At 69.8% G+C, this 26,004-nt stretch carries 29 protein-coding genes; 9 read left to right on the top strand and 20 right to left on the bottom strand.

All coding sequences use genetic code 11. The annotated features are described in order from the left end of the window. Window positions 1-17 precede the first annotated feature (17 nt). The 3 genes from AB0J97_RS07490 to AB0J97_RS07480 all read right to left on the bottom strand — a co-directional run bounded on the left by AB0J97_RS07490 (window position 18) and on the right by AB0J97_RS07480 (window position 3,392). Window positions 18-1,508 (bottom strand): NAD(P)H-hydrate dehydratase, encoded by a 1,491-nt coding sequence (locus tag AB0J97_RS07490; protein WP_364085797.1) that lies wholly within the window; start codon window positions 1,506-1,508, stop codon window positions 18-20. A gap of 116 nt (window positions 1,509-1,624) precedes the next feature. After that, window positions 1,625-1,975 (bottom strand): holo-ACP synthase, encoded by a 351-nt coding sequence (locus tag AB0J97_RS07485; RefSeq protein ID WP_357705887.1) that lies wholly within the window; start codon window positions 1,973-1,975, stop codon window positions 1,625-1,627. Between the two features lie 13 nt (window positions 1,976-1,988). Continuing rightward, window positions 1,989-3,392, bottom strand: a complete 1,404-nt coding sequence (locus AB0J97_RS07480; RefSeq protein ID WP_364085791.1) for an alkaline phosphatase PhoX — start codon at window positions 3,390-3,392, stop codon at window positions 1,989-1,991. A gap of 204 nt (window positions 3,393-3,596) precedes the next feature. On the opposite strand from AB0J97_RS07480, the gene coaA reads away from it, so the two are divergent. Continuing rightward, on the top strand, window positions 3,597-4,499 hold the full coding sequence (gene coaA, locus AB0J97_RS07475) for a type I pantothenate kinase (RefSeq protein ID WP_357705919.1): 903 nt from the start codon (window positions 3,597-3,599) through the stop codon (window positions 4,497-4,499). On the opposite strand, the gene AB0J97_RS07470 is transcribed toward coaA, so the two are convergent. Next, window positions 4,471-4,605, bottom strand: coding sequence for a hypothetical protein (locus AB0J97_RS07470; protein WP_357705889.1), 135 nt, complete (start codon window positions 4,603-4,605; stop codon window positions 4,471-4,473). The two genes, coaA and AB0J97_RS07470, sit on opposite strands and share 29 nt — an antisense overlap. A gap of 63 nt (window positions 4,606-4,668) precedes the next feature. Here AB0J97_RS07470 and AB0J97_RS07465 point away from each other — a divergent pair, with 63 nt between their 5' ends. Genes AB0J97_RS07465 through AB0J97_RS07445 form a run of 5 tightly spaced genes read left to right on the top strand, consistent with a single transcriptional unit; the run spans window position 4,669 to window position 9,019 of the window. Then, entirely contained in the window at window positions 4,669-5,595 is a 927-nt protein-coding gene (locus tag AB0J97_RS07465; protein WP_364085787.1) for a DUF389 domain-containing protein, read from the top strand. A 40-nt stretch (window positions 5,596-5,635) separates the two neighbouring features. Then, complete coding sequence (locus AB0J97_RS07460) at window positions 5,636-6,544, top strand: ABC transporter ATP-binding protein (RefSeq protein WP_357705891.1); 909 nt, start codon at window positions 5,636-5,638, stop codon at window positions 6,542-6,544. Continuing rightward, window positions 6,537-7,391, top strand: a complete 855-nt coding sequence (locus AB0J97_RS07455; RefSeq protein ID WP_357705892.1) for an ABC transporter permease — start codon at window positions 6,537-6,539, stop codon at window positions 7,389-7,391. Before AB0J97_RS07460 ends, AB0J97_RS07455 begins: the two co-directional genes overlap by 8 nt. Beyond that, window positions 7,388-8,302 (top strand): ABC transporter ATP-binding protein, encoded by a 915-nt coding sequence (locus AB0J97_RS07450; protein ID WP_364085775.1) that lies wholly within the window; start codon window positions 7,388-7,390, stop codon window positions 8,300-8,302. Before AB0J97_RS07455 ends, AB0J97_RS07450 begins: the two co-directional genes overlap by 4 nt. Beyond that, entirely contained in the window at window positions 8,303-9,019 is a 717-nt protein-coding gene (locus tag AB0J97_RS07445; protein WP_364085770.1) for an ABC transporter permease, read from the top strand. A 45-nt stretch (window positions 9,020-9,064) separates the two neighbouring features. Here the strand turns inward: AB0J97_RS07445 and glmM are convergent, their stop codons facing one another. Genes glmM through rplM form a run of 3 tightly spaced genes read right to left on the bottom strand, consistent with a single transcriptional unit; the run spans window position 9,065 to window position 11,407 of the window. Then, window positions 9,065-10,414 carry a phosphoglucosamine mutase gene (glmM, locus tag AB0J97_RS07440; protein WP_357705895.1) on the bottom strand — a complete coding sequence of 450 codons (1,350 nt, stop codon included), beginning with the start codon at window positions 10,412-10,414 and terminating at the stop codon, window positions 9,065-9,067. 1 nt (window position 10,415) lies between these two features. Continuing rightward, complete coding sequence (gene rpsI, locus AB0J97_RS07435) at window positions 10,416-10,937, bottom strand: 30S ribosomal protein S9 (protein ID WP_125644639.1); 522 nt, start codon at window positions 10,935-10,937, stop codon at window positions 10,416-10,418. A gap of 26 nt (window positions 10,938-10,963) precedes the next feature. Continuing rightward, window positions 10,964-11,407: a 50S ribosomal protein L13 gene (gene rplM, locus AB0J97_RS07430; RefSeq protein WP_125644641.1), complete on the bottom strand. Its 444-nt coding sequence runs from the start codon at window positions 11,405-11,407 to the stop codon at window positions 10,964-10,966. 322 nt (window positions 11,408-11,729) lie between these two features. Here rplM and AB0J97_RS07425 point away from each other — a divergent pair, with 322 nt between their 5' ends. The 3 genes from AB0J97_RS07425 to AB0J97_RS07415 all read left to right on the top strand — a co-directional run bounded on the left by AB0J97_RS07425 (window position 11,730) and on the right by AB0J97_RS07415 (window position 16,938). After that, window positions 11,730-12,494: a CAP domain-containing protein gene (locus tag AB0J97_RS07425; protein ID WP_364085765.1), complete on the top strand. Its 765-nt coding sequence runs from the start codon at window positions 11,730-11,732 to the stop codon at window positions 12,492-12,494. A gap of 54 nt (window positions 12,495-12,548) precedes the next feature. Further along, window positions 12,549-13,535, top strand: coding sequence for a hypothetical protein (locus AB0J97_RS07420; protein ID WP_364085759.1), 987 nt, complete (start codon window positions 12,549-12,551; stop codon window positions 13,533-13,535). A 1,387-nt stretch (window positions 13,536-14,922) separates the two neighbouring features. Then, on the top strand, window positions 14,923-16,938 hold the full coding sequence (locus AB0J97_RS07415) for a hypothetical protein (RefSeq protein WP_364085756.1): 2,016 nt from the start codon (window positions 14,923-14,925) through the stop codon (window positions 16,936-16,938). Here AB0J97_RS07415 and truA read toward each other — a convergent pair. From truA to secY, 13 genes are all read right to left on the bottom strand, one after another. Then, complete coding sequence (gene truA, locus AB0J97_RS07410) at window positions 16,903-17,781, bottom strand: tRNA pseudouridine(38-40) synthase TruA (RefSeq protein ID WP_364085753.1); 879 nt, start codon at window positions 17,779-17,781, stop codon at window positions 16,903-16,905. The two genes, AB0J97_RS07415 and truA, sit on opposite strands and share 36 nt — an antisense overlap. An 80-nt stretch (window positions 17,782-17,861) precedes the next feature. Next, the gene (rplQ, locus tag AB0J97_RS07405; protein ID WP_364085747.1) at window positions 17,862-18,407 is read right to left on the bottom strand and encodes a 50S ribosomal protein L17; all 546 of its coding nucleotides are present in this window, start codon (window positions 18,405-18,407) and stop codon (window positions 17,862-17,864) included. Window positions 18,408-18,567: 160 nt separating this feature from the next. Then, a complete protein-coding gene (locus tag AB0J97_RS07400; protein WP_043623495.1) occupies window positions 18,568-19,584 on the bottom strand; it encodes a DNA-directed RNA polymerase subunit alpha in 1,017 nt (338 codons plus the stop codon). Between the two features lie 105 nt (window positions 19,585-19,689). After that, complete coding sequence (rpsD, locus tag AB0J97_RS07395; RefSeq protein ID WP_352327498.1) at window positions 19,690-20,316, bottom strand: 30S ribosomal protein S4; 627 nt, start codon at window positions 20,314-20,316, stop codon at window positions 19,690-19,692. Window positions 20,317-20,339: 23 nt separating this feature from the next. Continuing rightward, window positions 20,340-20,744, bottom strand: coding sequence for a 30S ribosomal protein S11 (gene rpsK / locus AB0J97_RS07390; RefSeq protein ID WP_020542285.1), 405 nt, complete (start codon window positions 20,742-20,744; stop codon window positions 20,340-20,342). A 42-nt stretch (window positions 20,745-20,786) separates the two neighbouring features. Next, a complete protein-coding gene (rpsM, locus tag AB0J97_RS07385) occupies window positions 20,787-21,167 on the bottom strand; it encodes a 30S ribosomal protein S13 (RefSeq protein WP_125644650.1) in 381 nt (126 codons plus the stop codon). Window positions 21,168-21,382: 215 nt separating this feature from the next. Beyond that, entirely contained in the window at window positions 21,383-21,496 is a 114-nt protein-coding gene (rpmJ, locus tag AB0J97_RS07380) for a 50S ribosomal protein L36 (RefSeq protein ID WP_003956441.1), read from the bottom strand. A gap of 24 nt (window positions 21,497-21,520) precedes the next feature. Beyond that, window positions 21,521-21,742, bottom strand: a complete 222-nt coding sequence (gene infA, locus AB0J97_RS07375) for a translation initiation factor IF-1 (protein WP_012887858.1) — start codon at window positions 21,740-21,742, stop codon at window positions 21,521-21,523. 273 nt (window positions 21,743-22,015) lie between these two features. Beyond that, the gene (locus AB0J97_RS07370) at window positions 22,016-22,393 is read right to left on the bottom strand and encodes a hypothetical protein (protein ID WP_357705901.1); all 378 of its coding nucleotides are present in this window, start codon (window positions 22,391-22,393) and stop codon (window positions 22,016-22,018) included. 108 nt (window positions 22,394-22,501) lie between these two features. Further along, on the bottom strand, window positions 22,502-22,927 hold the full coding sequence (locus AB0J97_RS07365) for a DUF1707 domain-containing protein (RefSeq protein ID WP_364085733.1): 426 nt from the start codon (window positions 22,925-22,927) through the stop codon (window positions 22,502-22,504). A 17-nt stretch (window positions 22,928-22,944) separates the two neighbouring features. Then, complete coding sequence (gene map / locus AB0J97_RS07360) at window positions 22,945-23,754, bottom strand: type I methionyl aminopeptidase (protein ID WP_357705903.1); 810 nt, start codon at window positions 23,752-23,754, stop codon at window positions 22,945-22,947. Window positions 23,755-23,880: 126 nt separating this feature from the next. Next, window positions 23,881-24,531, bottom strand: a complete 651-nt coding sequence (locus tag AB0J97_RS07355) for an adenylate kinase (RefSeq protein ID WP_357705904.1) — start codon at window positions 24,529-24,531, stop codon at window positions 23,881-23,883. Continuing rightward, window positions 24,531-25,835, bottom strand: a complete 1,305-nt coding sequence (secY, locus tag AB0J97_RS07350) for a preprotein translocase subunit SecY (protein ID WP_357705905.1) — start codon at window positions 25,833-25,835, stop codon at window positions 24,531-24,533. The genes AB0J97_RS07355 and secY overlap by 1 nt, the downstream gene beginning before the upstream one ends. Window positions 25,836-26,004: the final 169 nt, after the last annotated feature.

Raw genomic sequence — 26,004 nt, 5'->3', positions numbered from 1 at the left:
TACATCTCTCCAGTGTGTCAGCTCGGACGGGTGGTCGAGCGCGGTTCGCGCCGCTCAGGGGCGGGGTTCGCCGTGACGGAGCGGATCGCCTCCGGGACGGCCGCCGCCACCCCGGCGGCGGTGAGCGGGGCGCCGCGGGCGGCCAGCCGTCCGGCCAGCCCGTGCACGTACGCGCCGACGGAGCCCGCGTCGTAACAGCACAGCCCCTGGGCCAGCAGCGCGCCCGCCACGCCCGACAGCACGTCGCCGGTGCCCCCGGTGGCCAGCCAGGACGTGCCGGTCTCGTTGACGCGGACCGGCCTGGCCTCCTCGGCCACCACCGTGGTCGAGCCCTTGAGCAGCACGGTCACGCCCAGCTCGGCGGCGGCCCGGCGGGCGTGCTCCAGCCGGGCGGCCTCGATGTCCTCGCGGCTCACGCCGATCAGCCGCGACAGCTCGCCCGCGTGCGGCGTGATCAGCACGGGCGCCCGCCTGCGCAGCAACGACCGGTCGCGGGCCACCAGCGTGAGCCCGTCGGCGTCGATCAGCACGGGGACGTCGGAGGCCAGCACGCGGGCGGCCAGCTCGTGCGCCCAGTCGCCGGTGCCGAGCCCCGGGCCGAGCAGCCACGCCTGGACGCGGCCGACGTCCTCGATGGACGGCCGGTCGAGCGGGGTGATCACCGCTTCCGGCCAGTGCGCGCGCACCTGCTGGACCGGCTCGTGGGTGCCCGCGTAGCGGACCATGCCCGCGCCCGCCCGCAGCGCGCCACCCACGGCCAGCACGGCCGCGCCGGTGTACAGGTCGCTGCCCGCGGCCACCCCGAGCACGCCTCTGCGGTATTTGTCGGACTCGTTGCCGGGCCTGGGCAGCAGGTCCTCCACGTCCGCGTGGGTCGGCGCCGCCACGTCCGGATCGGGCAGGAAGGGGCCCAGCCCGATGTCGACCAGCTCGACCCTGCCCGTGTGCGCGGCCCCGGGATCGACCAGCAGGCCCGTCTTGTACGCCCCCATCGTCACCGTGACCCGCGCCCGCACCGCCGCGCCCGCGACCTGCCCGGTGCTCGCCTCGACGCCGCTCGGCACGTCGACCGCGACGATCGTGCCGTGGGCCGCGTTCGCCTCCTCGGCCAGCCGGGCGTACGGCTCGCGCAGCGCGCCCGTGGCGCCGATGCCGACCAGCCCGTCCACGATCAGGTCGGCGTCCGCGACGGCGTCCTGGCCGGCGACGCGGCCTCCGGCGCGCAGGAAGGCGCGCAGCCCGGCCTCGTGCGTCCTGGAGCCGGCCAGGACCGCCGCCACCCGGGCTCCCCGGCGGGCCAGGCGTTCGCCGGCGTAGAGGGCGTCGCCGCCGTTGTCGCCGCTGCCGACCAGGAGCACGACGCGGGCGCCGTACACCCGGCCCAGCAGGTCGGCGCAGGCGGCGGCCAGGCCGTGGGCGGCCCGCTGCATGAGGGCGCCCTCGGGCAGGCGCGCCATCAGCGTGCGCTCGGCGCCCCGGATCTGGTCGGCGGTGTAGGCGGTCTTCATGGCCTCACCCCGTTCGGCTGCTCGGTCGCCATGTGCCGCCGCCTTCCCCCGCTCCGGTCGCTTCGCTCCCGCCGCTCCTCCACGGGACGGCACTGCCTCGCGCGCATGATCCGAAGTTATCCCTCCGCGATCACGTAGGCCACGGCGACGCCCCCGTCATGGCTGAGCGACAGGTGCCAGCGCTTGACCCCGAGGCCGTACGCCACGTCGGCGACCTTGCCCGACACGTGCAGCTCCGGCTTGCCCAGCTCGTCGCAGCGCACCTCGGCCTCCAGGTGACCGAGCCCCCTGGGCGCGCCGAGCGCCTTGGCCACCGCCTCCTTGGCGGCGAACCTGGCGGCCAGCGAATGCGTCGGCAGGGGCCGCTCGATGTCGGTGAACAGCCGCTCACGCAGCTGCGGTGTACGTTCGAGAGCCGCCTCGAAGCGGGCGATGTCGACGATGTCCACTCCGATACCCAGGATCATCGTCCCAGGCTACTCAGAACAGGCCGCGTTCCCACGGCCCCCAGATGGCGAACGAGCGCCCCCGCTTGGCCTGGACGTTCACGAAGAGCGTCAGCCCGCCCGGCCCGAACGTCGAGCCGGCGAACTCGGCGCCCGGATCGTCCGGGATCGGGTGGAGGCGGCAGAAGTCGAAGATCTCGCCCGTCCTGGTGAGGCCGCGCAGGTAGTTGTCGCCGTCGCCGTCCTCGCAGAGCACCAGCGTGCCGCGCCGGCTGACGGTCACGTTGTCGGGCAGGTCGAGCACCGACGAGCGCGGCGACTCGTGGACGAGCCTGAGCCGCCCGCTCCACGTCTCGTACGCCCACACCTGCCCCCGCCCGTCGCCGAACCCGGAAGGCGGCGGGTCACCCGGCGCGGTCGCCCCGCCCTGGGTGGAGACGAAGTACACGACGCCCTGGTGGAACACCGCGCCCTCCAGCCTGGCGAAGATCGCCGCGCCCTCCGCGCGCCCCTGCCGCCCCACCGCCTGGACCGCCTCCTCGTACGGCGGCCTGCCGGTGAAGCGCGGGTCGGGGTCGTCGATGTCCACCCAGCGCGTGGCGTAGGAGGCCCCCGCCCGCTGCCCGCGCGACAGGTCGGCGCGCTTCACCCCGTCGACGGCGAGCATCTGGAGCCTGCCGCCGTCGAGCAGCCGGCCCTCCCGCATCGGGTGCCTGGGCGGCAGGTAACGGTAGAAGCCGGAGGGGAAGGAGAAGTTGTCCTCGGTGAGGTAGACGGCGCCGGTGGAGGGGTCGAAGGCGGCCGACTCGTGCGGGAAGCGGCCGGCCGACCTGATCGGTCGCGCGCTCGCGACCCCGTCGACCGGCACCTCGAACAGGTAACCGTGCCGGCGCGTGAGCCTGCTGTTGTCGCCGCCGGACGGGTCGTCGCCCACGTCGGGGCCGTTGACCGTCTCCTCGCAGCTCACCCAGGCCCGCCAGGGCATCGGGCCGCCGGAGCAGTTCATCATGGTGCCGTTGAGCGAGGGGCCGCTCCTGAGCACCTCGCCGTGGCCGGTGACGTGCAGGGTCGAGGTGCCGCCGCCCGCCATGGGGTCGTAGGCGGCGTCCTTGTCGCCGAACGCGCCGACCGGGCCGGCGACCTCGTGGTTGCGTACGAGGATCGTGCCGCCCTTGGGACCGGCGAAGGCCGCCATGCCGTCGTGCCGGCCGGGGACCGTGGTCCCGTCGGAGAACGTCTCGCCCGCGGCGCTGAACGAGCGGTAGCGGAAACCGTCGGGGAGGTGCAGGCGTACCTTGCCGTCGCGCAGGTCGGCGACCGGCTTCAGCGGCCCGTAGCCGGCCGCGGGACGGACGCCGCCGCGGGCCCCGGCGCAGGCGACCCCGGCGAAGGGCCCGGCGACGGCGACCACGCCGGCGAGGAAGCGGCGACGATCCACAAGACCTCCCGGAGGATACGTCCGGAACGGTAGCCGCCTGCCGGTTCCGGCATGCCCGGATCGTCAGAACCGCTCTTCCTTCCCGGAATCATGCTTTGGTAATCCCACGTTTTTATCCACAGGCTGTGGACGACCGCCGCGCCGCACCCGCCCATGATCGCATTTGTCCCCCATCGCTACGCTGCCTAGGTGAACAACGGCTACGTGGAACTGAGCAGGGAGCAGTGGAGCGAGCTCCGCAAGAACACGCCCTTGACTCTCACCGCAGACGAGCTGGAGGACCTTCGCGGCGTCGATGACCCCATCGACCTGACCGAGGTCACCGACATCTACCTCCCCCTGACCCGGCTGCTGAACCTGCACTTCACCGGGTCCAAGCAGCGCAGCAGCGTGCTGAGCGCCTTCCTCGGGGACGCGGGGACGCGCCTCCCGTACATCCTGGGCATCGCCGGCAGCGTCGCGGTCGGCAAGTCGACCACGGCGCGGCTCCTGCACACCCTGCTGGCCCGCTGGCCCGAGCACCCGCACGTGGAGTTGATCACCACCGACAGCTTCCTCTACCCCAACGCGGTGCTGGAGGCCAAGGGCATCATGCAGCGCAAGGGCTTCCCGGAGAGCTACGACCGGCGCGCGCTGGTCAGGTTCGTGGCGGAGGTCAAGGCGGGCGCCCCCGAGGTGTACGCGCCCGTCTACAGCCATCTGGAGTACGACATCGTCCCCGGCGCCCGCCAGGTCGTGAAAAATCCAGACATCTTGATCATCGAGGGCCTGAACGTCCTCCAGCCCGCCCCGCCCACGTCCCTGGCCGTCAACGACTACTTCGACTTCTCCATCTACGTGGACGCCAAGGTCGAGGACATCCGCACCTGGTACGTCGAACGCTTCCACAAGCTGCGCCGCACCGCCTTCGAGGACCCCAAGTCCTACTTCAAGTACATCGCCGAGCTCACCTACGAGCAGGCCACGGAGTTCGCGGTCAACGTGTGGCGCGACATCAACGAGCGCAACCTGGTCGAGAACATCGCCCCCACCAGGGGCCGGGCCGATCTCGTCCTGAAGAAGGGCGCCGACCACGCGGTCAGGCGGGTACGGCTTCGCCGGACCTGAACACCTCGTCGAAGACGTAGGCGGCGAACCGGCCCGCGCACTCCTGGTCGTCGATGTCGGCGAACCAGCAGTCCTCACCATGATCGTGGCATCTGAAGCGAATCATGTGAGGCAGCCTCGCGTACGCCGGTCAACGCGACGTCAATGTCCGATGGACAACAATGGCGGAGTGCTGCATCTGCGACTGATCATCCCTCCCGACCGCACCGACGAGGCCGTCGAGCTGCTTCAGGAGTGCACGGGCGTCACCAACATCGTCGTCCTGCCGGGCGCCGCCCGCGAGCCGGCGGGCGACGTCGTCCTCTGCGACTCCGCCCGCGAGGCGGCCAACGAGGTGATCAGCCGGCTCAAGTGGCTGGAGGACGTCGGCTCGATCGCCATCGAGCAGGTGGACCTGTCGCTGTCCAGGGCGGCCACGGCGGCGGTCGAGGAGGCTCCCGGCGATCCCGACGACGCGGTGGTGTGGGAGGAGCTGGCCCACAAGGTCTCCAGCGAGTCCCGCATCACCTGGGCCTACCTGGCCTTCCTGGCCATCGCGACGCAGCTCGCGGGCATCGGCGTGCTGCAGAACTCGCCCATCCTGATCGTCGGCGCGATGGTGCTCGGCCCGGAGTTCGGCGCGATCGCCGCCATCTGCTTCGGCCTGCTGGGCCGGCGCGGACGTCTGATCACCACCGCCCTCCGGACGCTGGTCATCGGCTTCACGGTCGCCATCGCCGTCACCTTCGCCTGCGCGCTCGTCTCCAAGTGGTTCGGCTGGATCGACATCGGCAACCTGAAGGCGAACGCGGAGGTGCAGTTCATCGTCAAGCCCGACAAATGGTCGTTCATCGTGGCGCTGCTGGCGGGGGCGGCGGGCGTCCTGTCGGTGACGGCGGGCAAGTCCTCGGCGCTGATCGGCGTGTTCATCTCGGTCACCACGGTCCCGGCGGCCGGCTACCTCGCCGTCGCGCTGGGGCTCGGCGACTGGGCCGAGGTCGCGGGGTCGGTCTCGCAACTCGCGGTGAACATCCTCGGCATGATCATCTCGGGCACGGCCACGCTCATGGTCCAGCGGAAATTCTGGCCTCAAGTAGGACAGCGTTCATCCGTGTGAACGAGGCCACGCCCACCCCGCGACGGGTAGGGTCCGCCACATGCACATCCTCGCCACCGAGGGGCTGACCAAACGCTTCCCCACCGTCACCGCGGTCGACGGGCTCACGGTGACCGTGGGATCCGGCGTCACCGGTCTGGTGGGGGCGAACGGCGCGGGCAAGTCGACACTGATCAAGATGCTGCTCGGCCTGCTGCCGCCCAGCCAGGGCGCCGCGCGGGTGCTCGACCTCGACGTGACCGCGCAGGGCGCCGAGATCCGCCGGCTCGTCGGCTACATGCCCGAGCACGAATGCCTCCCTCCCGACGTCTCCGCGACCGAGCTGGTCGTCCACCTCGCCAGGATCTCCGGGCTGCCGCGTACGGCCGCCCGCGAGCGCGCCGCCGACGTGCTGCGCCACGTGGGCCTGGCCGAAGAGCGCTACCGCCCGATCGGCGGCTATTCCACCGGCATGAAGCAACGGGTCAAACTGGCCCAGGCCCTCGTGCACGACCCCAAGCTCGTCTTCCTCGACGAGCCCACCAACGGGCTCGACCCGCGCGGCCGCGACGAGATGCTGACGCTGATCAGGCGCATCGGCACCGAGTTCGGCATCAGCGTGCTGGTCACCTCCCACCTGCTGGGCGAGCTGGAACGCGTCTGCGACCACGTCATCGTCATCGACGGCGGCCGCCTGCTGCGCTCGTCGGCGATCTCGGAGTTCACCCAGGCCACCCAGACGGTCACGGTCGAGGTCGAGGACGGCTTGGAGCCGCTGGCCCGGCGGCTGACCGAGACCGGCCAGACCGTCTCCCAGCAGGGCCGCCTGCTGGTGGTCAAGGTGCTCGGCCCCGAGACCTACGACGCCATCCGCGACGCCGCCGTCGACCTCGACCTGTGCCTCATCCGCCTCGAACAGGGACGCCACCGCATCGAGGACGTCTTCAGGGAGGAGACGGCCAGTGTCTGAGATCTACGACATCGGCTACCGGCACTACGACGGCCCCCGCATGGGCGGCGCGTACGCCACCCGCGCGCTCACCGTCCACAGCCTGCGCGGCATCTTCGGCCTCGGCCGTCCGGCGCGCAGCAAGATCGTGCCGTTCGCGCTGGTCGTCATCATGCTGCTGCCCATGGTGGTGTCGATCGCGCTCATGGCGCTGGCCCAGCAGCGCGGCATCCCCTACAGCGGATTCGCGGTCCTCCTGCAGGCCGTGGTGGCCATCTTCCTGGCCTCCCAGGCCCCCACGGTCGTCGCCCCCGATCTGCGCCACCGCGTGCTGCCCCTGTACCTGTCCCGGCCGATCTCGGTCTTCCAGTACGTCGCCGCCAAGGTGATCGCGATGACCGCCGCGCTCTTCCTGCTGGTCGGCGGGCCGCTGACGCTGCTGTGGATCGGCGAGCTGGTCGTCGACCTGCCCGGGCCGCCCGCCACCGGCGAGTACCTCGGCGCGCTGCTCATGGCGCTGGTGCTGGCGCTGCTGCTGTCGGCGTTCGGCCTGGCCCTCGCCTCGTTCACGCCGCGGCGCGGGCTGGGGGTGGCCTCGGTGATCACGGTCTACCTGCTGAGCTCGGCGTCGGTGCCGCTGCTCTACGGGACGATGATCAGCACCGGGAACGAGTCGGGGGCCGCCTGGGCCTGGCTGATGAACCCGTTCTGGCTGGTCGACTCCGTGCAGTCGTGGCTGTTCGGCACCCCGTCCCACGCCGATGGCCCCTACCCCAGCGGTCCCGCCTCGGCGGCGATCCTGGTGGTGCTGATCGGCGTCGGCCTGGCCGCTCTCGCGCTGCGCTACAGGAAGGCGGCCTCGCGATGAGGATCGAGCTCTCCCAGGTGTCCCGCTGGTACGGCAACGTGGTGGCGGTCAACGACGTGACCATGACGATCGGCCCCGGCGTCACCGGCCTGCTCGGGCCCAACGGCGCCGGCAAGTCGACGTTGCTGCACATGATGGCCGGGTTCCTGGCGCCGTCCGGCGGCTCGGTCACGCTGGACGGCACCCAAGTCTGGAAGAACCACCACATCTACCGAAATATCGGTCTGGTCCCGGAACGCGAGGGTGTGTACGGCTTCCTCACCGGCTGGCAGTTCGTGCTGTCCGCCGCCCGCCTGCACGGCCTCCCCGACCCCGTCGAGGCCGCCCGCAAGGCCCTGGCCACGGTCGAGATGGAGGAGCCGAAGGACCGCCGGGTGGAGACGTACTCCAAGGGCATGCGCCAGCGGGTCAAGGTGGCCGCCGCCCTCGTCCACGACCCGGCCGTGCTGCTGCTCGACGAGCCGTTCAACGGCATGGACCCGCGCCAGCGCCTGCACCTGATGGACCTCATCCGCGCCATGGGCACCGCCGGCAAGACGATCCTGTTCAGCTCGCACATCCTGGAGGAGGTCGAGCGGGTCGCCCAGCACATCGAGGTCCTGGTGTCCGGCCGGCACGCGGCCTCGGGCAACTTCCGCGAGATCAGGCGCCTGATGACCGACCGGCCCCACCTGTTCGTCATCCGGTCCAGCGACGACCGGAAGCTCGCCGCGGCCCTGATCCGCGACGAGTCGGCCGGCGGCATCACGCTCCGCCCGGACGGCCTGGAGGTCCAGGCGACCGAGTTGCGGCGATTCGCCCGGCTGCTCCCCCGCGTCGCCCGCGACGAGGGTGTGCGCCTGCACCAGGTCTCCCCCGCCGACGAGGACCTGGAGAGCGTCTTCGCCTACCTGATCAACAGGAGCACCTGAATGAACACCGTGGTCGCGGGCATCACGTACCGCTCACTGCTCGGGCGTCGCCGCATCATCCTGCTCCTGCTGCTCCCGCTGGCCCTGATCGCCCTGGCCGTGCTGCTGCGCGTGGCGACCGGCACCGACCAGAAACTGGCCGTGGACCTGATGCAGAAGTTCGCCGTCCAGGCCATGCTGCCGCTGCTGGGAGTCATCGCGGGCACCGGCGTCATCGCGCCGGAGATCGACGACGGCACCGTCATCCACCTGATGTCCAAGCCGATCTCCAGGCCCGTGATCGCGCTGACCAAGTTCGGGGTGGCGGCCTCGCTCATGGCCGTGTTCGGGGCCCTGCCGACGTACGTGGCGGCCTGGATCCTGGTGGGCGGCGAGGACGGCATCGCGACCGGTTTCGCCCTCGGCGCCCTGGTCGCCGGCATCGCCTACGCCGCGCTCTTCCTGCTCCTCGGGGTCGTGACCAAGCACGCGGTCACGATCGGCGTCATCTACGCCCTCGTCTGGGAGGTCACCGTGGTCACCTTGATGCCAGGGGCGGGCAAGTTCTCGGTCCAGGAGTGGGCCAGGACCATCGCCGACCAGATCTCCGACTCGCCGTTCCTGCAGTCGACCGTCACGATGGGCTTCGCCGTCCCGGCGCTCGTCATCGTGACCGTGGGCGCGGTCTTCTGGGCCGGCCGCAGGCTGCGGGTGTTCGCCCTCACCGGCGACGAGTAGCGGCCCGGCGGGTACGGCGCGACGCCGTACCCGCCCAGGCGCGCGTCAGGAGGCGCAGGCCGTACGGACCACGTCGGCCAGGCGACCGGCCACCTGGTTGGCGTGCTCCTCGGAGGCGGCCTCCACCATCACCCGGATCATGGGCTCGGTGCCGCTCGGCCGGATCAGGACCCGGCCGGTCTCCCCCAGCTCCGCCTCGGCCTCGGCCACGGCGGCGATGAGCTCGGGCACCGACGCCTTGCCCTTGTCGACGTCCTTGACGTTGATCAGGATCTGCGGCAGCGGGGTCATCACCGAGGCCAGCTCCTTCAGCGGGACGCCCGACTTGGCCACCACGCCCAGCAGGTGCAGCGAGGTGAGCAGGCCGTCGCCCGTGGTGGCGTGGTCGAGCAGGATGACGTGGCCGGACTGCTCGCCGCCCAGGTTGAACCCCTCGGACTTCATGCGTTCGAGGACGTAACGGTCGCCGACCGCGGTCTCGATCACGGTGATGCCGGTCTCGCGCATCGCCAGCTTGAAGCCCAGGTTGGACATGACGGTCGCGACCACGGTGTCCTTGGCCAGCTGGCCGTCGCCGTGCATGGCGGCGGCGAGCACCGCCATGATCTGGTCGCCGTCGACGACCGTGCCCGTGTGGTCGACCGCCAGGCAGCGGTCGGCGTCGCCGTCGTAGGCCACGCCCAGGTCGGCGCCCCTGGACACGACCACCTGCTGGAGCTTGTCCAGGTGGGTGGAGCCGTGCCCGGCGTTGATGTTGAGCCCGTCGGGCCTGGCGCCGATGGCCTCGACCCGGGCGCCCGCACGCACCAGCGCCTCGGGCGCGACCATGTGGGCGGCGCCGTGCGCGCAGTCGACCACGATGTGCAGGCCGTCGAGCGCGGCGGTCATCGTGGTCAGGACGTGCGAGATGTAGCGGTCGGCCTCGCCGTACGCGTCGCGTACGCGCCCGACCCCCGAACCGACGGGGAAGGACCAGTTCTCACCGAGCCGGCGCTCGATCTCGTCCTCGACCACGTCGGACAGCTTGAAGCCGCCCCTGGCCAGGAACTTGATCCCGTTGTCCGGCGCCGCGTTGTGCGAGGCGGACAGCATGACGCCGAGGTCGGCGCCGAGAGCGGCGGTGAGATGGGCGACGGCCGGGGTGGGCAGCACGCCGAGGCGCAGCACATCCACTCCAGACGCCGCGAGGCCGGCGACCACTGCGGCCTCCAGGAACTCCCCGGAGGCTCGCGGGTCCCGGCCCACGACGGCCACGGGACGACGCCCCGTGGCCGCGAACGCGCCCGCATCACCGAGTACGTGGGCGGCCGCCACGGACAGATCCATGGCCAGCTCGGCCGTGAGGTCGCGACCAGCGACCCCACGTACCCCGTCGGTGCCGAAGAGGCGCGCCAATTTAGCGCTTGCTGTACTGCGGAGCCTTGCGGGCCTTCTTGAGGCCGTACTTCTTCCGCTCCGTGGCGCGGGCGTCACGGGTGAGGAAGCCGGCCTTCTTCAGCGGCGGCCGGTTGACGTCGACGTCCAGGATCGCCAGGGCGCGGGACAGGCCCATGCGCAGCGCGCCGGCCTGGCCGGTGACGCCGCCGCCGTCGATGCGCGCGATGACGTCGAACGCCTCTTCGGCACCGAGCACCACGAAGGGCTCGTTGACGATCTGCTGGTGGACCTTGTTGGGGAAGTAGACGTCCAGCGAACGACCGTTGATCGTCCACTTGCCGGTGCCGGGGACGATGCGCACGCGGGCGATCGCCTCCTTGCGGCGGCCGGTGCCGTACGAGTTACCCGTGGTGACGGGCTTGCGCACGGGCGCGTCAGCGCTGGCAGCGGACTCGGTGGTGTACTCGGACGGGAAGTCCTCGCCGGAGAATTCCTCCAGCTCGGTCTCGACGACCGTCTCGACACCGGTGGGCTCAGCCACGGTTCTCCTCTAACTCTTTCGAACTACTACTGGGCGATCTGGGTGATCTGGAACTGCACCGGCTGCTGGGCCTGGTGCGGGTGGTCGGTACCCGCGTAGACCTTCAGCTTCTTGGCCATCTTCCGGCCGAGGGAGTTCTTCGGCAGCATGCCCTTGACGGCCTTCTCGACGGCCTTCTCCGGCCGCTTGTCCATGAGCTCGCCATAGGTGACGGAACGCAGACCGCCCGGGTAGCCCGAGTGACGGTACGCCTTCTTCTGCTCACGCTTGTTACCGCTCAGCGCGATCTTGTCGGCGTTGATGACGATGACGAAGTCACCGGTGTCGACGTGGTTCGCGAAGATCGGCTTGTGCTTGCCGCGGAGCAGGTTCGCGACGTGGCTGGCCAGCCGGCCCAGCACGACATCGGTCGCGTCGATGACGTACCACTGACGCTGGACGTCGGCGGGCTTCGGTGAGTACGTGCGCACGGTCGTAGCCTTCTTTTGCTCGCGTCTTCGGCGCTGTCGGATGCGACAGCTACATGGGTCGGTCGGTGCGGGCACACGGCAGCCCGGACCTTCCGTCTCCCGAGCCCGATGGGCTTGATGATGGGAGATGACGCCGGACGCGCCGCGCATCGGTCACGCTGGACCTATGCACACAACGAACGATTAGGTTACCCGCCTGAAGGCGCGCAGGTCAAAAGACCGGTAACCCTGCACGAGTCTACCCGACGACAGAACGGTTCCATTTCGTTTCCCTGGCATCCCTTCTTTCCCGGTACCCGACATCTCTATCGTTAGCTGCGGTATGTGGCGGAACTCTCACACCCGGCAAACCCAGCGGGGCGCGCGGCGCCGGAACAGCCTGGGCGTGCTGACCTGCCTGATGGCCGCGTTGTTCACGGGCGTGCTGCTCGGCCGGCTGTCCGACGACGTCGAGCCCACCGCGCACATCTACCTCAACGAGACCGCCCCGCCCGCCGCGGCCACCGCGCGCCCCGCCCCCACCACGGCGCAGAAGGCCCGGCCCGAGCTGGACCGCATCCCGCGGCAGGCCACCACGGTCAGGACCCCGCGCGGCAGATCCACCCCCAAGCCCACGAAGACCCCGGAAGGGCAGATCGCGGGCTTCGACGCCAAGGGCGACCCCACCCAGGTGTTCACCGGCGGCGGCGACGACCAGGCCAAGGTGATCCCCGGCATGGCCGCCCGGGTCATCACGCTCACCAACGCCGCCCGCGCCGAGCACGGCTGCGGCCCGCTGCGCGTGGACGGCAGGCTCGCACGCTCGGCGCGCCAGCACTCGCTGGAGATGGCGCGTACCGGGCAGCTCGCCCACAACTCCCCCGACGGCGCCTCCCCCTGGGACCGCATGGACCGCGCCGGCTACCACTGGGGCGCCGCCGAGAACATCGGCAACGGTTACAGCACTGCCGAGCAGGCCGTACGCGGCTGGCTGGACAGCCGCGACCACCGCAGGAACATCCTGGACTGCACTCTCAAGGCCATCGGCGTCGGCGTCGCCTCCGGACCGGACGGCCCATGGTGGACCCAGGACTTCGGGACCCGATGACGAACATCACGGTAATGTCTCCGCATGGTTTCCAACGGCAATGAGGAACGTGGCATGGACAGCGGTCCCCGCCGTTCGCGTAGAGACCGCGCCGCCGGGGCCGAGACCACTCAGCAGTCACCGCAGGCCCCGCCGTACGCGCAGTCCTCGTTCGGGCAGTCTCCGTTCACACCGGCCCAACAGCAGCAGCCGCCGACCGGGCAGCCCGGACAGCCGCCGCTGAGCGGGCCGACGCCGCCGGCCGGGCAGTCCGCCCAGTCGCCGGACTCCGGGCAGCCGACGCAGGCGCAGCAGAGCAGGGTCGGCTGGAGCCCCTACGACGAGGGCCGGCGCTCACGCGCCCCGCTGTGGTTCGCGATCGGCGGCGTCCTGCTGCTGGGCCTGCTCGGCGGCGGCCTGGCGATGATGTGGAACGCGGGCAGCCCCAGCACGGCCGAGGCCGGCGCGCCCACCCGTACCTCCGCGCCGCTCCCGTCGGCCCCGCCCGGCAAGTACGGCTTCGCGGCCGACCGCAAGACCGACCCCGACCCGATCACGGTCAAGGAGATCTTCGGGTCGGCGAAGAAGTTCACCGTCTCGGGGCGCGGCTACGAGATGACGGTCACCAGCAAGGACAAGAAGTGCACCGACGGCGCCCTGGGCGACAAGCTCCAGAAGGCCCTCAAGTCCGGCAAGTGCACCCAGTTCCTGCGGGCCAGCTTCCGTGACAAGGCCGGCAAGGTGATCGGCACGATCGGCGTGGCCAACCTCAAGACGAGCGGCACCGCCACCAAGGTGGCCAAGGTCGGCGACGCGAGCAACTACGTCAAGCCGCTGGCCGGCAAGGACAGCGTCACCAAGATGCTCGGCTCGGGCAGCGGCGGCGCCAAGATCTCGACCCACGGCCACTACGCGATCATGGTGTGGTTCCAGAACAAGGACGGCAGCAAGCCGGACAAGAAGGGATCGAAGCGTATCTTCGAGGCCATCAAGGACCTCACCGACGCGACGGTCTTCAAGGCTCTGGACAGCCGGTCGATGACGGGGAGCGCGCTCAGCTGAACCGGCATCACGGTCGATAACCCCTCAAAGGGGACGGCGGTTCCCGTTGGGAACCCCCATACCGACATAACGATCTCGCTACTCTCGCTAGGCTCGCCCTATGCGTGGCCAGGAACCCGGGTCTGAGCACGATCGCAGGGAAGCCGACCGTACGACCGCATCACCGATGCCACCGCCGAGTTTCGGCCGCATCGGGGGCGGCGTTCCGTCGGCCATCACCCCGTCCGACGAGCCGACCGGCGACGAGACGCGGGTTCCGCGTGGCACCCCACCGGAGCCCGCCGGGTCGTCCGCCGGCGTACAACCGTGGGAGGTGGCCGGCGACGACTCGGCCCCCTACGACTGGTTCGCCGACGACGCCCCCGCCCCCTCTTCCGCCCCCACCAAGCCCCCCTACGGAACCGGCGCCCCCTCCGGCCCCGTCACGGGCGGCCCGTCCGGCACACCGGGGCCCACCGCCTCCGGTCCCGACGAAGAGACCATCACCGCCTCCCGCCCCCCACACAGAGGGGACGCCCCCACCTGGGCCCCCGGAACTCCAGCCACGCCCACCCCTGGCTCCAACGCCCCCGGCACGTTCGCCGACGCCCCCGGTACGTTCACCGGTGCGCCCACCGCGGCGTCCGGCCCCCTTGGCGCCCCCGCCGGCATCTCCGACCCCGCCGGTGCCCCCGCCGGTGCCCCTGACTGGGCCATCGACGCCCCCACGAGACCCGCCTGGGCTCCCCACATTCCCGAGGACCCCACAGGGCCGCCCCGATCGTCCGACCGACCCGGCTGGACCCCGGGCACCTCCCACGAGACCGGCTGGCCCCCCGGCGCCTCCCCCGAGTCCGGCTGGACCCCTGAGCAGCCGCCCGCAGCCCCGGGGCGCGCACCCGGAGCGCCCAGCCAACCCGCGTGGGTCCCCCCCGACCAACCTGGGCGAACTCCCGCCACCCCCGGCCAGGCCGCACGGGCCCCCGGAACCCCGCACGACACCGGACGAACCGACGGAGCTCCAGGCCAACCCGCATGGGCACCCGCCCCTCCCGAGGAGACCGGCCGAGGGCCCGGAACCCCAGACCAGGCAGCATGGGGCCCCAGGGCGTCCAACGAGACCGGCCGAAGCGCCGGGCCCTCCGACACGCCCGGCCGGAACGCCGGGCCCGCCGACGCGCCCGCCTGGCCTCCCCCCACCTCCGACGCGCCTGCGTGGCCTCCTCGCACCTCCGACACGCCCGAGTGGGCTCCCAGCGCGTCCGACGAAGCCACCTGGACGCCCAGAAACGCCGCCGAAGCCACCTGGGGTCCCCAGCCTGAGGACGACGCCTCCTGGTCCGCCGCCCCCGCGCAGTGGGCCGCCACCCCGGAGGAGGACCCTCCCGGCTGGCCCGCCAAGCCGGTCGTGCCCGGCGCGCCGCCGTGGGAGCCGCCACCGGCGTTCACGGCCGCCGCCGCGGGCCTGCAGGTGTGGCCCGCCCCGGTCGCCGACCCGGACGTCATGCCCCCCTGGCCCGCCGCCACGGGCGAACTGGTGGCCGAGCCGGACAACGACGACCCGGCCACGGGCGAACCCACCGCCCGCTTCCCCACCACCCCGACCGGCCACCCCGCGGACCCGACGGCAGCCGACCAGCACCCCAACCGACCCCCCACCCCACCAACCGGCACGCCCGGTGGCCACACGCCGCCGACCGGTACACCGACCGCCCACCCCGTCGATGCACCCACCAGCCCGTCGGCCGCCGGGGCCGACACCATCGGCACCGCCGCCACCGGCACGCCCGGCGACCGGCACGCCGCCGAGCCCGCGTTCCCCCGCGACCCCGACGCCACACTGCCCGGCCGCAACCCCGCGCCCCACACAAACCCGGCACCCCACAAACCCGACACCCCGCCGTACAGCCCGGACGCCACGCCGTACAGCCCGGACCCGGCGCCGTACGCGCCGGACCCCGCGTCGTACGGCGGTTCCGACGCAGAACCGTTCAACGGCGGGGGCGCAGGGTCGTACGACCCCGATGCCACCCGCCCCGGCGGGATTCCCAAAGCGGCCCACTACTTCGACCCCGAGGCCGCCAAGCGCGAGGCCGCGGCCGCCGTCCAGCAGCACGCCGCGCCCGCCCCTCCCCACGGGGACGACCCGACGGCCCAGGACACCCCGCCGCAGGGCATGCGCGCGTCCGACCCCCGCGAGGAACCCACGGGCCCCATGCGGACGGCCCACTACGTCGAGCCCCACCCCACCAACCCGACGGGACGCCCCCCGGAGCCCGGCGACGTGCCCGTATGGCCCCCCGCGACCCCCGTGCCCCCCGCCGAGGAGAGGCTCCCGGAGGAGGTCCACACGGAGGACGGCCGCGAGGAGGCGAACCAGCGCACGTCCGGCCACACCCCGACGACGCACCCAGAAGGCGCACGCCCGGCGGACCCCCACCCCGAGCCCAGGCACCCAGCCGAAACGGCCTCAGCGGACCGGCCCGCCGACGACGAGCGTCCATCAGACCAGCGCCCGGACGAGACACCCGCCACGGACAAACTCCCCGACCTGCCCTTCAACCAGGACCTGTGGAGCAAGAGGCCCAGCACCGCCCTGGACCTCCCCACCCCGCCCGCCGGCACCCCCACCTTCCCACCCGGCGCGTTCAGGCAACCCCCGTTCCAGATCCCGCCCCCGCCGCCCCCCGCCCGGGGCAAGAGCAAGCGGGCCCTGCTCGTCACCCTCGGCGCCCTGGCCCTGGCAGGCGTCGCGACCGGCGGCTTCTTCGCCTACCGCGCCCTGAACACCGCCCCGCCGGCCGCCACGACCGCGGGTCCCCGCCCCACCCCGCCCACGTTGCTGCCCAGCACGGAGCTGTCCAGCAGCCCGCCCGCCGACGTCCCGGGCTCGTCGATGCTGAACTCGGAGGAGACGGACCCGAAGAAGATGTCCCTGACGGAGGCGTTCCCGAAGAAGAAGGTCTCGGCGGCCGGCGTGACGTTCACCAGGGTCAAGACCGACACGGAGACGAGCTGCGACAAGGCGGCGACCGGCGCGTTCGCCGACGCGCTGAGCGAGCGGAAGTGCAGCCGGATCATCCGCGCCACCTACGTCGACAGCAAGCGCCGCTGGGCCGTCACCACCGGCATCGCGGTGCTGCCGACCAAGGAGGACGCCACCCTGACCGACCAGGCCAAGAACCTCTCGCGCAACATCTGGTTCCGCGCGCTGCCCGGCGCGAAGGGAAGCGGGGGCGAGCGGGTGTCCATCGCCGGCGGCTACGCGGCCGGCCTGGTGTGGGGCAGGTACATCGTCTTCAGCTACGCCACCCACGTCGACGGCCACACCCCGGACGCCAAGGACAAGACGCTGGCCAAGGTCAGCGGGGCGTTCAGGGACCAGACCTCACTCGTCCTGGAGCGCCGCGTCACCAAGGGCTGAGAGCGTGCGGACCCGCCGCGTGGCGGCTGCCCGCGCGGCGAGTTCGTCCGCCGCCGGGTAGCCCACCTCCTCCAGGCACAGCCCGTGGGCGGGCGCGACGTGCACCCCGGAGTCCCGTACGGCCCGCGTCAGCACCTGGCCGGGCCACTCCACCGGCCGGCGCCCGTCGCCGGCGGCCAGCAGGGAGCCGACCAGCGCGCGGACCATCGAGTGGCAGAACGCGTCCGCCACGACGGCGGCCACCAGCACGCCGTCCGCCTCGCGCGTCCACTCCAGGCGTTGCAGCTCCCTGATCGTCGTGGCGCCCTCGCGCTTCTTGCAGAACGCCGCGAAGTCGTGCTCGCCCACCAGCCGCCGGGCGGCCTCGTTCATGGCGTCGAGGTCCAGCGGACGGCTGTGCCAGACCACCTCGTGCCGTCGCAGCGGATCGGCCCCGCCGGCCGTGTCGCACACCCGGTACGCGTACCGCCGGAACATTGCGGAGAACCGGGCGTCAAAGCCCTCAGGAGCCACCGAGACCCGATGAACGCGTACATCCAAGGGCAGAATCCCACCCAGCCGCCGGACGAGCGCAGAGAGCCGCTCATCGAGCTCCAGGGGCCCGCGGTTGCCGTCGAGCTCGGCCAACGACGTGACCGGCACGTCCACGTGCGCCACCTGCCCGCGCGCGTGCACGCCCGCGTCAGTGCGCCCCGCCACGGTCAGCGCGGCGGGCTCGGCCAGGCGCAGGATCCTGGTGAGCGCCAGCTCGATCTCACCCTGGACGGTACGGCGACCGGGCTGCCTGGCCCATCCGGAGAAGTCGGTCCCGTCGTATGCCAGATCCAGGCGGAGCCGTAGCACGATCGTCCCTTTCACGTTCACGGAAAAGGGCCCGGACCCCCGCGAAGGGGATCCGGGCCCGATTCAACCAGCCTGAGAGATCAGGCCTCGTCCTTCTTCGCCTCGGCCTCGGCGGCCGGGGTCTCCTCAGCGGCAGCCGGGGTCTCCTCGGCGGCGGCCTCAGGAGCCTCGGGGGCCTCGGTCTCGGCGACCTCGGTCTCCTCGGCGGCCGGAGCCGGAGCGGCAGCGGCGGCCGGCGCCTCGGCGCGGCGGGTGGTGACACCGTTCAGCGGCTCGGACACCAGCTCGATGACGGCCATCGGAGCGTTGTCGCCCTTACGCGCGCCGATCTTGGTGATCCGGGTGTAACCCCCCGGACGCTCGGCGAACGTCACCGCGATCTCGGTGAACAGGTGGTGAACCACGCCCTTGTCCCTGACCACGGTCAGGACCTGGCGACGGTTGTGGATGTCGCCCTTCTTCGCCTTGGTGATCAGGCGCTCCGCCAGCGGACGAAGGCGCTTGGCCTTGGTCACCGTCGTGCGGATCTTGCCGTGGCGGAACAGGTCCGTGGCGAGGTTCGCCAGGATCAGCCGCTCGTGCGCCGGGCTGCCGCCAAGACGTGCACCCTTGGTGGGCTTGGGCATTGCTTTCTCCTCTTGGGTTAACCCGCCCCGGCCGTACCAGGTACCGGAGTCGGGCCGGCCGCAATCATGGCGACTGGGCCGTTACGTTCGTCACGCGCCGAGCGGTCGGACCACTCGGCGCGTGCGGGGCACGTGCGGAGACGGGGTCTCCGCACGAAGCTCAGTACTGCTCGGTCTCGACGTACGCGCTGTCGTCGTCGTCGTAGCCGCCGCCGGCCACCGCGCTCGGGTCGAACCCGGGCGGGGAGTCCTTGAGCGCCAGCGACATCTCGTGCAGCTTCTGCTTGACCTCTTCGATCGACTTGGCCCCGAAGTTCCTTATGTCGAGAAGGTCCTGCTCGCTGCGGGCGACGAGCTCACCCACGGTGTGGATGCCCTCGCGCTTGAGGCAGTTGTAGGAGCGAACGGTCAGGTTCAGCTCCTCGATCGGCAGCGCCAGGTCGGCGGCCAGGGCGGCGTCGGTCGGCGACGGGCCGATGTCGATGCCCTCGGCCTCGACGTTGAGCTCACGGGCCAGGCCGAAGAGCTCGACGAGGGTCTTGCCGGCCGAGGCCACCGCGTCGCGGGGCTTCATGGCGGGCTTGGTCTCGACGTCGAGGATGAGACGGTCGAAGTCGGTGCGCTGCTCGACTCGGGTCGCCTCGACCTTGTAGGTGACCTTGAGCACCGGGGAGTAGATCGAGTCGATCGGGATGCGCCCGATCTCCTGGCCCGGCTGCTTGTTCTGGGCGGCGGAGACGTAGCCGCGACCGCGCTCGACGGTCAGCTCCATCTCCAGCTTCGCCTTGCCGTTGAGCGTGGCGATGCGCAGCTCGGGGTTGTGCACCTCGACACCGGCCGGCGGCGCGATGTCGGCGGCGGTGACCTCACCGGGGCCCTGCTTGCGCAGGTACATCACGACCGGCTCGTCGTGCTCGGAGGAGACGACCAGCTCCTTGAGGTTCAGGATGATGTCGGTGACGTCTTCCTTGACCCCGGGAACGGTCGAGAACTCGTGCAGCACGCCCTCGATGCGGATGCTCGTCACGGCCGCGCCCGGGATGGACGACAGCAGCGTACGGCGCAGCGAGTTGCCGATGGTGTAGCCGAAGCCCGGCTCCAGCGGCTCGATGACGAACCGGGACCGGGTCTCGTCGATCGACTCTTCGAGAAGAGTCGGACGCTGAGCGATCAGCATGGTGTGGGTTCTCCCCTTGTCGTGTGGCGCCCGCTATATGACGCCACTCCGATAAACAGTCTAGTTCGGGCACGGAAATCCGCACCCGAACTAGGACGTCAGTGACTACTTGGAGTAGTACTCGACGATGAGCTGCTCTTGGACCTGGGTGTCGATCTGCTGGCGAACCGGCAGCTGGTGGACCAGGACGCGGAGCTTCTCCGGCACGACGCCGAGCCACGCGGGAACCGTGCGCTCGCCCGCGGTCGCCCGAGCGACCTCGTACGGCAGCAGGTTGCGCTTGGTCTCGCGGACCTCGATGATGTCGTGCTCGCGAACGCGGTACGACGGGATGTCGACCTTCTTGCCGTTCACCAGGATGTGGCCGTGGCGCACCTGCTGGCGGGCGGCGTCACGCGACTGGGCGAAGCCGGCGCGGTAGACGACGTTGTCGAGACGGCTCTCCAGGATCTGGAGCAGCACCTCACCCGACTTGCCGCTCTTGCCCGCGGCCTCCTCGTAGTAGTTGCGGAACTGCTTCTCGAGGACGCCGTAGATACGACGGGTCTTCTGCTTCTCGCGAAGCTGAAGCTGGTACTCGGACTCCTTGGGGCGTCCGCGGCCGTGCTCACCCGGCGGGTAAGGACGGATCTCGATGGGGCACTTGGCGGACTCGCACTTGCTGCCCTTGAGGAAGAGCTTGGTCTTCTCGCGACGGCAGAGCTTGCAGTCCGCGCCCGTGTAACGAGCCATTTCTCAATATCTCCTGGGGAAATTCAGACGCGGCGGCGCTTCGGCGGACGGCAGCCGTTGTGCGGGACCGGCGTGACGTCCTGGATCGAACCCACCTCGAGGCCGGTGGCCTGGAGGGAGCGGATCGCGGTCTCGCGGCCGGAGCCGGGACCCTTGACGAACACGTCGACCTTGCGCATGCCGTGCTCCATGGCGCGGCGGGCGGCGTTCTCGGCGGCCATCTGGGCGGCGAACGGGGTGGACTTACGGGAGCCCTTGAAACCCACGTGGCCGGCGCTGGCCCAGGAGATCACGTTCCCGTTCGGGTCGGTGATCGAGACGATCGTGTTGTTGAACGTGCTCTTGATGTGGGCGTGCCCGTGAGCGACGTTCTTCTTTTCCTTGCGGCGCACCTTCTTCGGTGCACCCTGACGGCTCTTAGGAGGCATTGTTTGCCATTACTCCTGAGATCTTCGGTCCGCGGCTGTGGACTACTTCTTACCGGGCTTCTTCTTACCGGCGACGGTCTTCTTCTTGCCCTTACGGGTACGCGCGTTGGTCTGCGTGCGCTGACCGTGGACCGGAAGGCCCTTGCGGTGCCGGATGCCCTGGTAGCAACCGATTTCGATCTTGCGACGGATGTCGGCCTGGACCTCGCGGCGCAGGTCACCCTCGATCTTGAAGTTCGCCTCGATGTAGTCACGCATCGGGACGAGCTCGGTGTCGGAGAGCTGGTGCACGCGGAGGTCGCCGCTGACACCGGTCGCCTGGAGGATCTCCTGGGCGCGGGTGCGGCCGATTCCGTAGATGTAGGTGAGAGCGATCTCCAGCCGCTTCTCGCGGGGGAGGTCGACGCCAACCAGGCGAGCCATGGTCGGGCATTCTCCTTCTTTTGAGCGGAGGTCTTGCGCCGCACTACCCCTCCCCATGCCCGGGGTGAGGGCCCCGGCCTCCGACCGGGGGTCTCCTGAGAGGTACGGATCGCTCCGCCTGCTCAGGTGTGAGACGCGATTACTGTCGCAGGCTCCTCATGCGTCGAGCCCGCTCCCTGAAATTCGGGGCGGACTCGGAGAAACCTTGCGTACGACTAACCCTGACGCTGCTTGTGGCGCAGGTTGTCGCAGATCACCATGACGCGACCGTGCCGGCGGATCACCTTGCACTTGTCGCAGATCTTCTTGACGCTCGGCTTTACCTTCATTGTCCTTCGTGTTCCTCAGACGTCTTACTTGTATCGGTAGACGATCCGCCCGCGACTCAGGTCGTAGGGGCTCAGTTCAACGACTACCCGGTCGTCAGGAAGAATCCGGATGTAGTGCATCCGCATCCGTCCGCTGATGTGGGCCAGGACCTTATGGCCGTTGTCGAGCTGCACCCGGAACATGGCGTTCGGGAGCGACTCAACCACAGTGCCCTCGATCTCGATGGCGCCGTCTTTCTTGGCCAAAATCCCTCGCGTTTCACTGATCGGTCGTCTGAGGCTACGGTTCACTAAGCAGCCGCGACCTCACGCTTCGAAGAGAGCGGCGATCGGCAAAGACCGCCGACGCGTGATAGTCATAGTGAGCCGACTAAGGAGTGTACGACACCTGAGCCAAAAACGCGAAACGCGTGCCAGGTGTCCTGACACAACCACGTAAGAGTCTACCCCACGGCTCCTACTCCTAAGACCGTACGACGGAAGGCCCGCCGGGGAGGGCGGGCCTTCCGCGAGGCGTTCCTAATAGATGCGGTGCCGGTCACCGCAGTACCGGACCGAGCCGCCCCAGCAGGTCCAGGTGTAGATCTTCTTGATGTCCCGGCCGGACCAGGTCTCGTCGTGGTTCCCGTCCCACTTCTTGAAGAACTGGTGCCAGCTCCCGTTCGCGTAGTACCGGAACCACACGTAGCCGAACTTCGGCGTGGACTCCCTGCCGTACCAGTGGGTGTAGACCCTGCCGTGCGACCGGTACGTGCTCCCGTGGGTGGACGCCTTGTGGTTGCCGGCGTAGAACGTGCCCCACCCGCCGGACGAGGCCGCCTGCGCGGCGGGGGCGACGGCGAGACCGGTGACGGCGATCGAGCCGGCGAGGGCGGCGGCTGCGAGGACCTTGCGCATCTGATTCCTCCGTGAATCGTGTTCCTGACACGGCTCACGCTAGGAACGACCGCCCTCATGCACTGCGGAGGAATACACACAGTGCATTACGGCACAAACGGCTCCGGACTAGTCGCGCTTCTGCCCGTTCCCGAAGATCGTGCTCATCAGCAGGATCGCGCCCCACGGGCCCATCACCCACAGCGGCCACGGGTAGATCATGTGGCCGGTCGAGATGCCCACGATCAGCCAGATCACCCAGTTGACGGCGCTGGCCGCGGCCCAGGCGCCCCAGGCCGCCCGCATGCCCGGATGGAGGTTGCCACGCGTCGCGGGCACGGCCTCGGGCTTGGCGGGCCGGTGGCGCAGGTCGACGTCGGGCAGGTCGGCCGTCAGCTTGGCCAGGTCGCCGTAGGTCTTGCTCTTGTAGAGCTCTTCAAGCCGCTCATTGAACTCGTCCATCGTGATGCGGCCCTGCGCGGTGTGCTCGCGGAGGATGGCGGCGACCCGATCGCGGTCGACGTCCGAGGCACGCATCTCGGGGCTGTTCGCCATTCCCACCACTCCCGGGGTCAGAGCTGAAGGTGACGCAGGCGCTCTTCGCCGCCGTCCAGGGCGGTAAGCACCCAAGGTCCATTATGTGTCACCGCGACGCTGTGTTCGAAGTGTGCCGACGCCTTCCCGTCGATCGTCACCACCGTCCAGTCGTCGGACAGCACGCGCGTGCGCTCGGTGCCCAGGTTCACCATGGGCTCGATGGCCAGGCACATGCCTTCCTCCAGCAGCGGGCCACGGCCCGGCTTGCCCTGGTTGGCGATCCACGGGTCCATGTGCATCTCGGTGCCGATGCCGTGGCCGCCGTACTCCGGAGGGATGCCGAAGCGGCCCTGAGACTTCACGTAGCGCTCGACCTCGTAGCCGATGTCGGACAGGTGGCGGCCGATCTTCAGCGCGGCGATGCCGCGCCACATGGCCTCCTCGGTGACCCGCATCAGCTCGGTCAGCTTCGGGTCGACCTCGCCGACCGGCACCGTGACGGCGGAGTCGCCGTGCCAGCCCTCCAGGATCGCGCCGCAGTCGATGGAGATGACGTCGCCCTCGCGCAGCTTGCGGGCGTCCGTGGGGATGCCGTGCACCACCTCGTCGTTGACCGACGCGCAGATCGTCGCCGGGAAACCCTGGTAACCCTTGAACGACGGGATCGCGCCTTCGTCCCGGATCGCCTTCTCGGCGATGGAGTCGAGGTCGAGCGGCGTCATGCCCGGCTCGACGGAACGCCTCAGCAGATCGAGCGTCCGTCCGACCACCAGGCCGGCGGCCCGCATCTTCTCCAGCTGCTCGGGCGACTTGATCTGGATTCCGTGTCGGTTTCTCTTGAACATTGTTCGGCACCCCCCGGGGGTTCTAACGGGCCTCGTGGGAGCCCTAATTCCCCCACAATAGCCGCACACAAAAAAGGAAGGTGGCACGGATATCCGTGCCACCTTCGCAGGAGATCGTGTCCGGCGTCATCCCAGGAACGGGCGGATCGCCTCCATTGCCCGCTGAGTCACCTCTTCGACCGGCCCGGTCGCGTCTACGCCCACGAGGATGTCCTCGTCGACGTAGTACGAGACCAGCGGCGCGGTCTGCTCCTGGTAGACCTCCAGGCGGTGCCTGACGGTCTCTTCCTTGTCGTCGTCACGCTGGAACAGCGCGCCGCCGCAGGCGTCGCACTTGTCGTCCTTCTTGTCGTCGAACTCCACGTGCCAGATGCGGCCGCACTGACTGCACGTACGCCGCCCCGCCAGCCGCCGGACGACCTCGTCGTCGTCCACGACCAGCTCCAGCACCAGGTCGAGCTCCAGACCCCAGTCCTTGAGCATGTCGCGCAGGATCTCCGCCTGCGCGACGTTCCTCGGGAAGCCGTCGAGCAGGAACCCGTCCTGCGCGTCGTCCTCGGACAGTCGGTCGCGGACCATGGCGATGGTGACCTCGTCGGGCACGAGATCGCCACGGTCCATGTAGGTTTTGGCCAGCTTGCCAAGGTCCGTGCCGCCGGAGACGTTGGCACGGAAGATGTCACCTGTCGAGATCTTCGGGATGGACAGGTTCGATGCGATGTACTGGGCCTGAGTCCCCTTACCCGCTCCGGGGGGCCCGACGAGAACGAGACGCACTACCGCAGGAAACCTTCGTAGTTACGCTGCTGCAGCTGGCTCTCGATCTGCTTCACCGTGTCCAGGCCGACACCAACCATGATCAGAATGCTCGTCCCTCCGAACGGGAAGTTCTGGCTAGCCCCGGCCACCGCCAGCGCGACGATCGGGATCATGGAGATCAGACCCAGATAGAGCGCGCCAGGCGCGGTCAGACGGGTGAGCACGAAGTTCAGGTATTCAGCCGTCGGACGGCCGGGACGGATGCCCGGAATGAACCCACCGTACTTCTTCATGTTGTCGGCGACTTCAGCGGGGTTGAACGTAATCGACACGTAGAAGTACGTGAAGAAGACGATCAGCAGGAAGAACGTGGCCATGTAGACCGGGTGGTCGCCTCTGACCAGGTACTGGGAGATCCACTGGACGACCGCGTTGTTCGAGGTCGGGAAGAGCGAGGTCAGCAGCTGCGGCAGGTAGAGCAGCGACGAGGCGAAGATGACCGGGATGATGCCGGCCTGGTTGACCTTGAGCGGGATGTACGTCGAGGTGCCGCCGTACATCCTGCGGCCCACCATGCGCTTGGCGTACTGGACCGGGATGCGGCGCTGCGCCTGCTCGACGAAGACCACAGCCGCGATCATGAAGACACCGACGACCATGACCACCGAGAAGGTGAACTTGTTCGCACGGAAGATGTTGGACAGCTCGGACGGGAAGACCGCGACGACCTGCGTGAAGATCAGGATGGACATGCCGTTGCCGACGCCGCGGTCGGTGATGAGCTCACCCAGCCACATGATCACCGACGTGCCGGCCGTCATGATGATGACCATCGTGACGATGCCGAAGATGTTGTCGGGGTCGAGCAGGACGTCCTGCTGGCAGTTCGGGAACAGCTGACCGGAACGCGCGAGCGCGATGAAAGCGGTCGACTGGAGGATGCCGAGGCCGATGGTCAGATAACGCGTATACTGCGTGATCTTGGCCTGACCCGCCTGGCCTTCTTTCTTGAGAGCCTCAAGACGTGGAATCACCACGACGAGCAGCTGGAGAATGATGCTCGCGGTGATATACGGCATAATGCCCAGCGCGAACACCGACAGCTTCAGGAGCGCACCACCACTGAAGAGCTGCACCATCCCATAGATGTTGCCGGTGGCTCCGTTACGGGCCTGATCGAAACAGGCCGCGAGGTTCTGGACGTGAACTCCCGGAGTCGGAAGAACCGAGCCGAGACGGAACAGCGCGATGATGCCCAGGGTGAAGAGCAACTTCTTGCGCAGGTCCGGTGTCCGGAACGCCCGGGTAAACGCGGTCAGCACGGTCCCTCCTGCGCGCCTTTATGGCGATGTGAGTATGCGGTGGTGCGGGGATCTGCCATGTCAAGTCTCAGTCAAACGAGCCGGACAGAATCCTGCCGCCTCGCCGAACTCTAACGCACTAAGGGCGTGGGGGCCCATTGTCGGAACCCCCACGCCTCGTCATAGCGGA

It is taken from the genome of Nonomuraea sp. NPDC049607, from assembly GCF_040675375.1.
Lineage (GTDB): Bacteria > Actinomycetota > Actinomycetes > Streptosporangiales > Streptosporangiaceae > Nonomuraea.
Note: the sequence above shows the minus strand (reverse complement) of the source record. Positions and strands in the feature narration are given on the sequence as shown.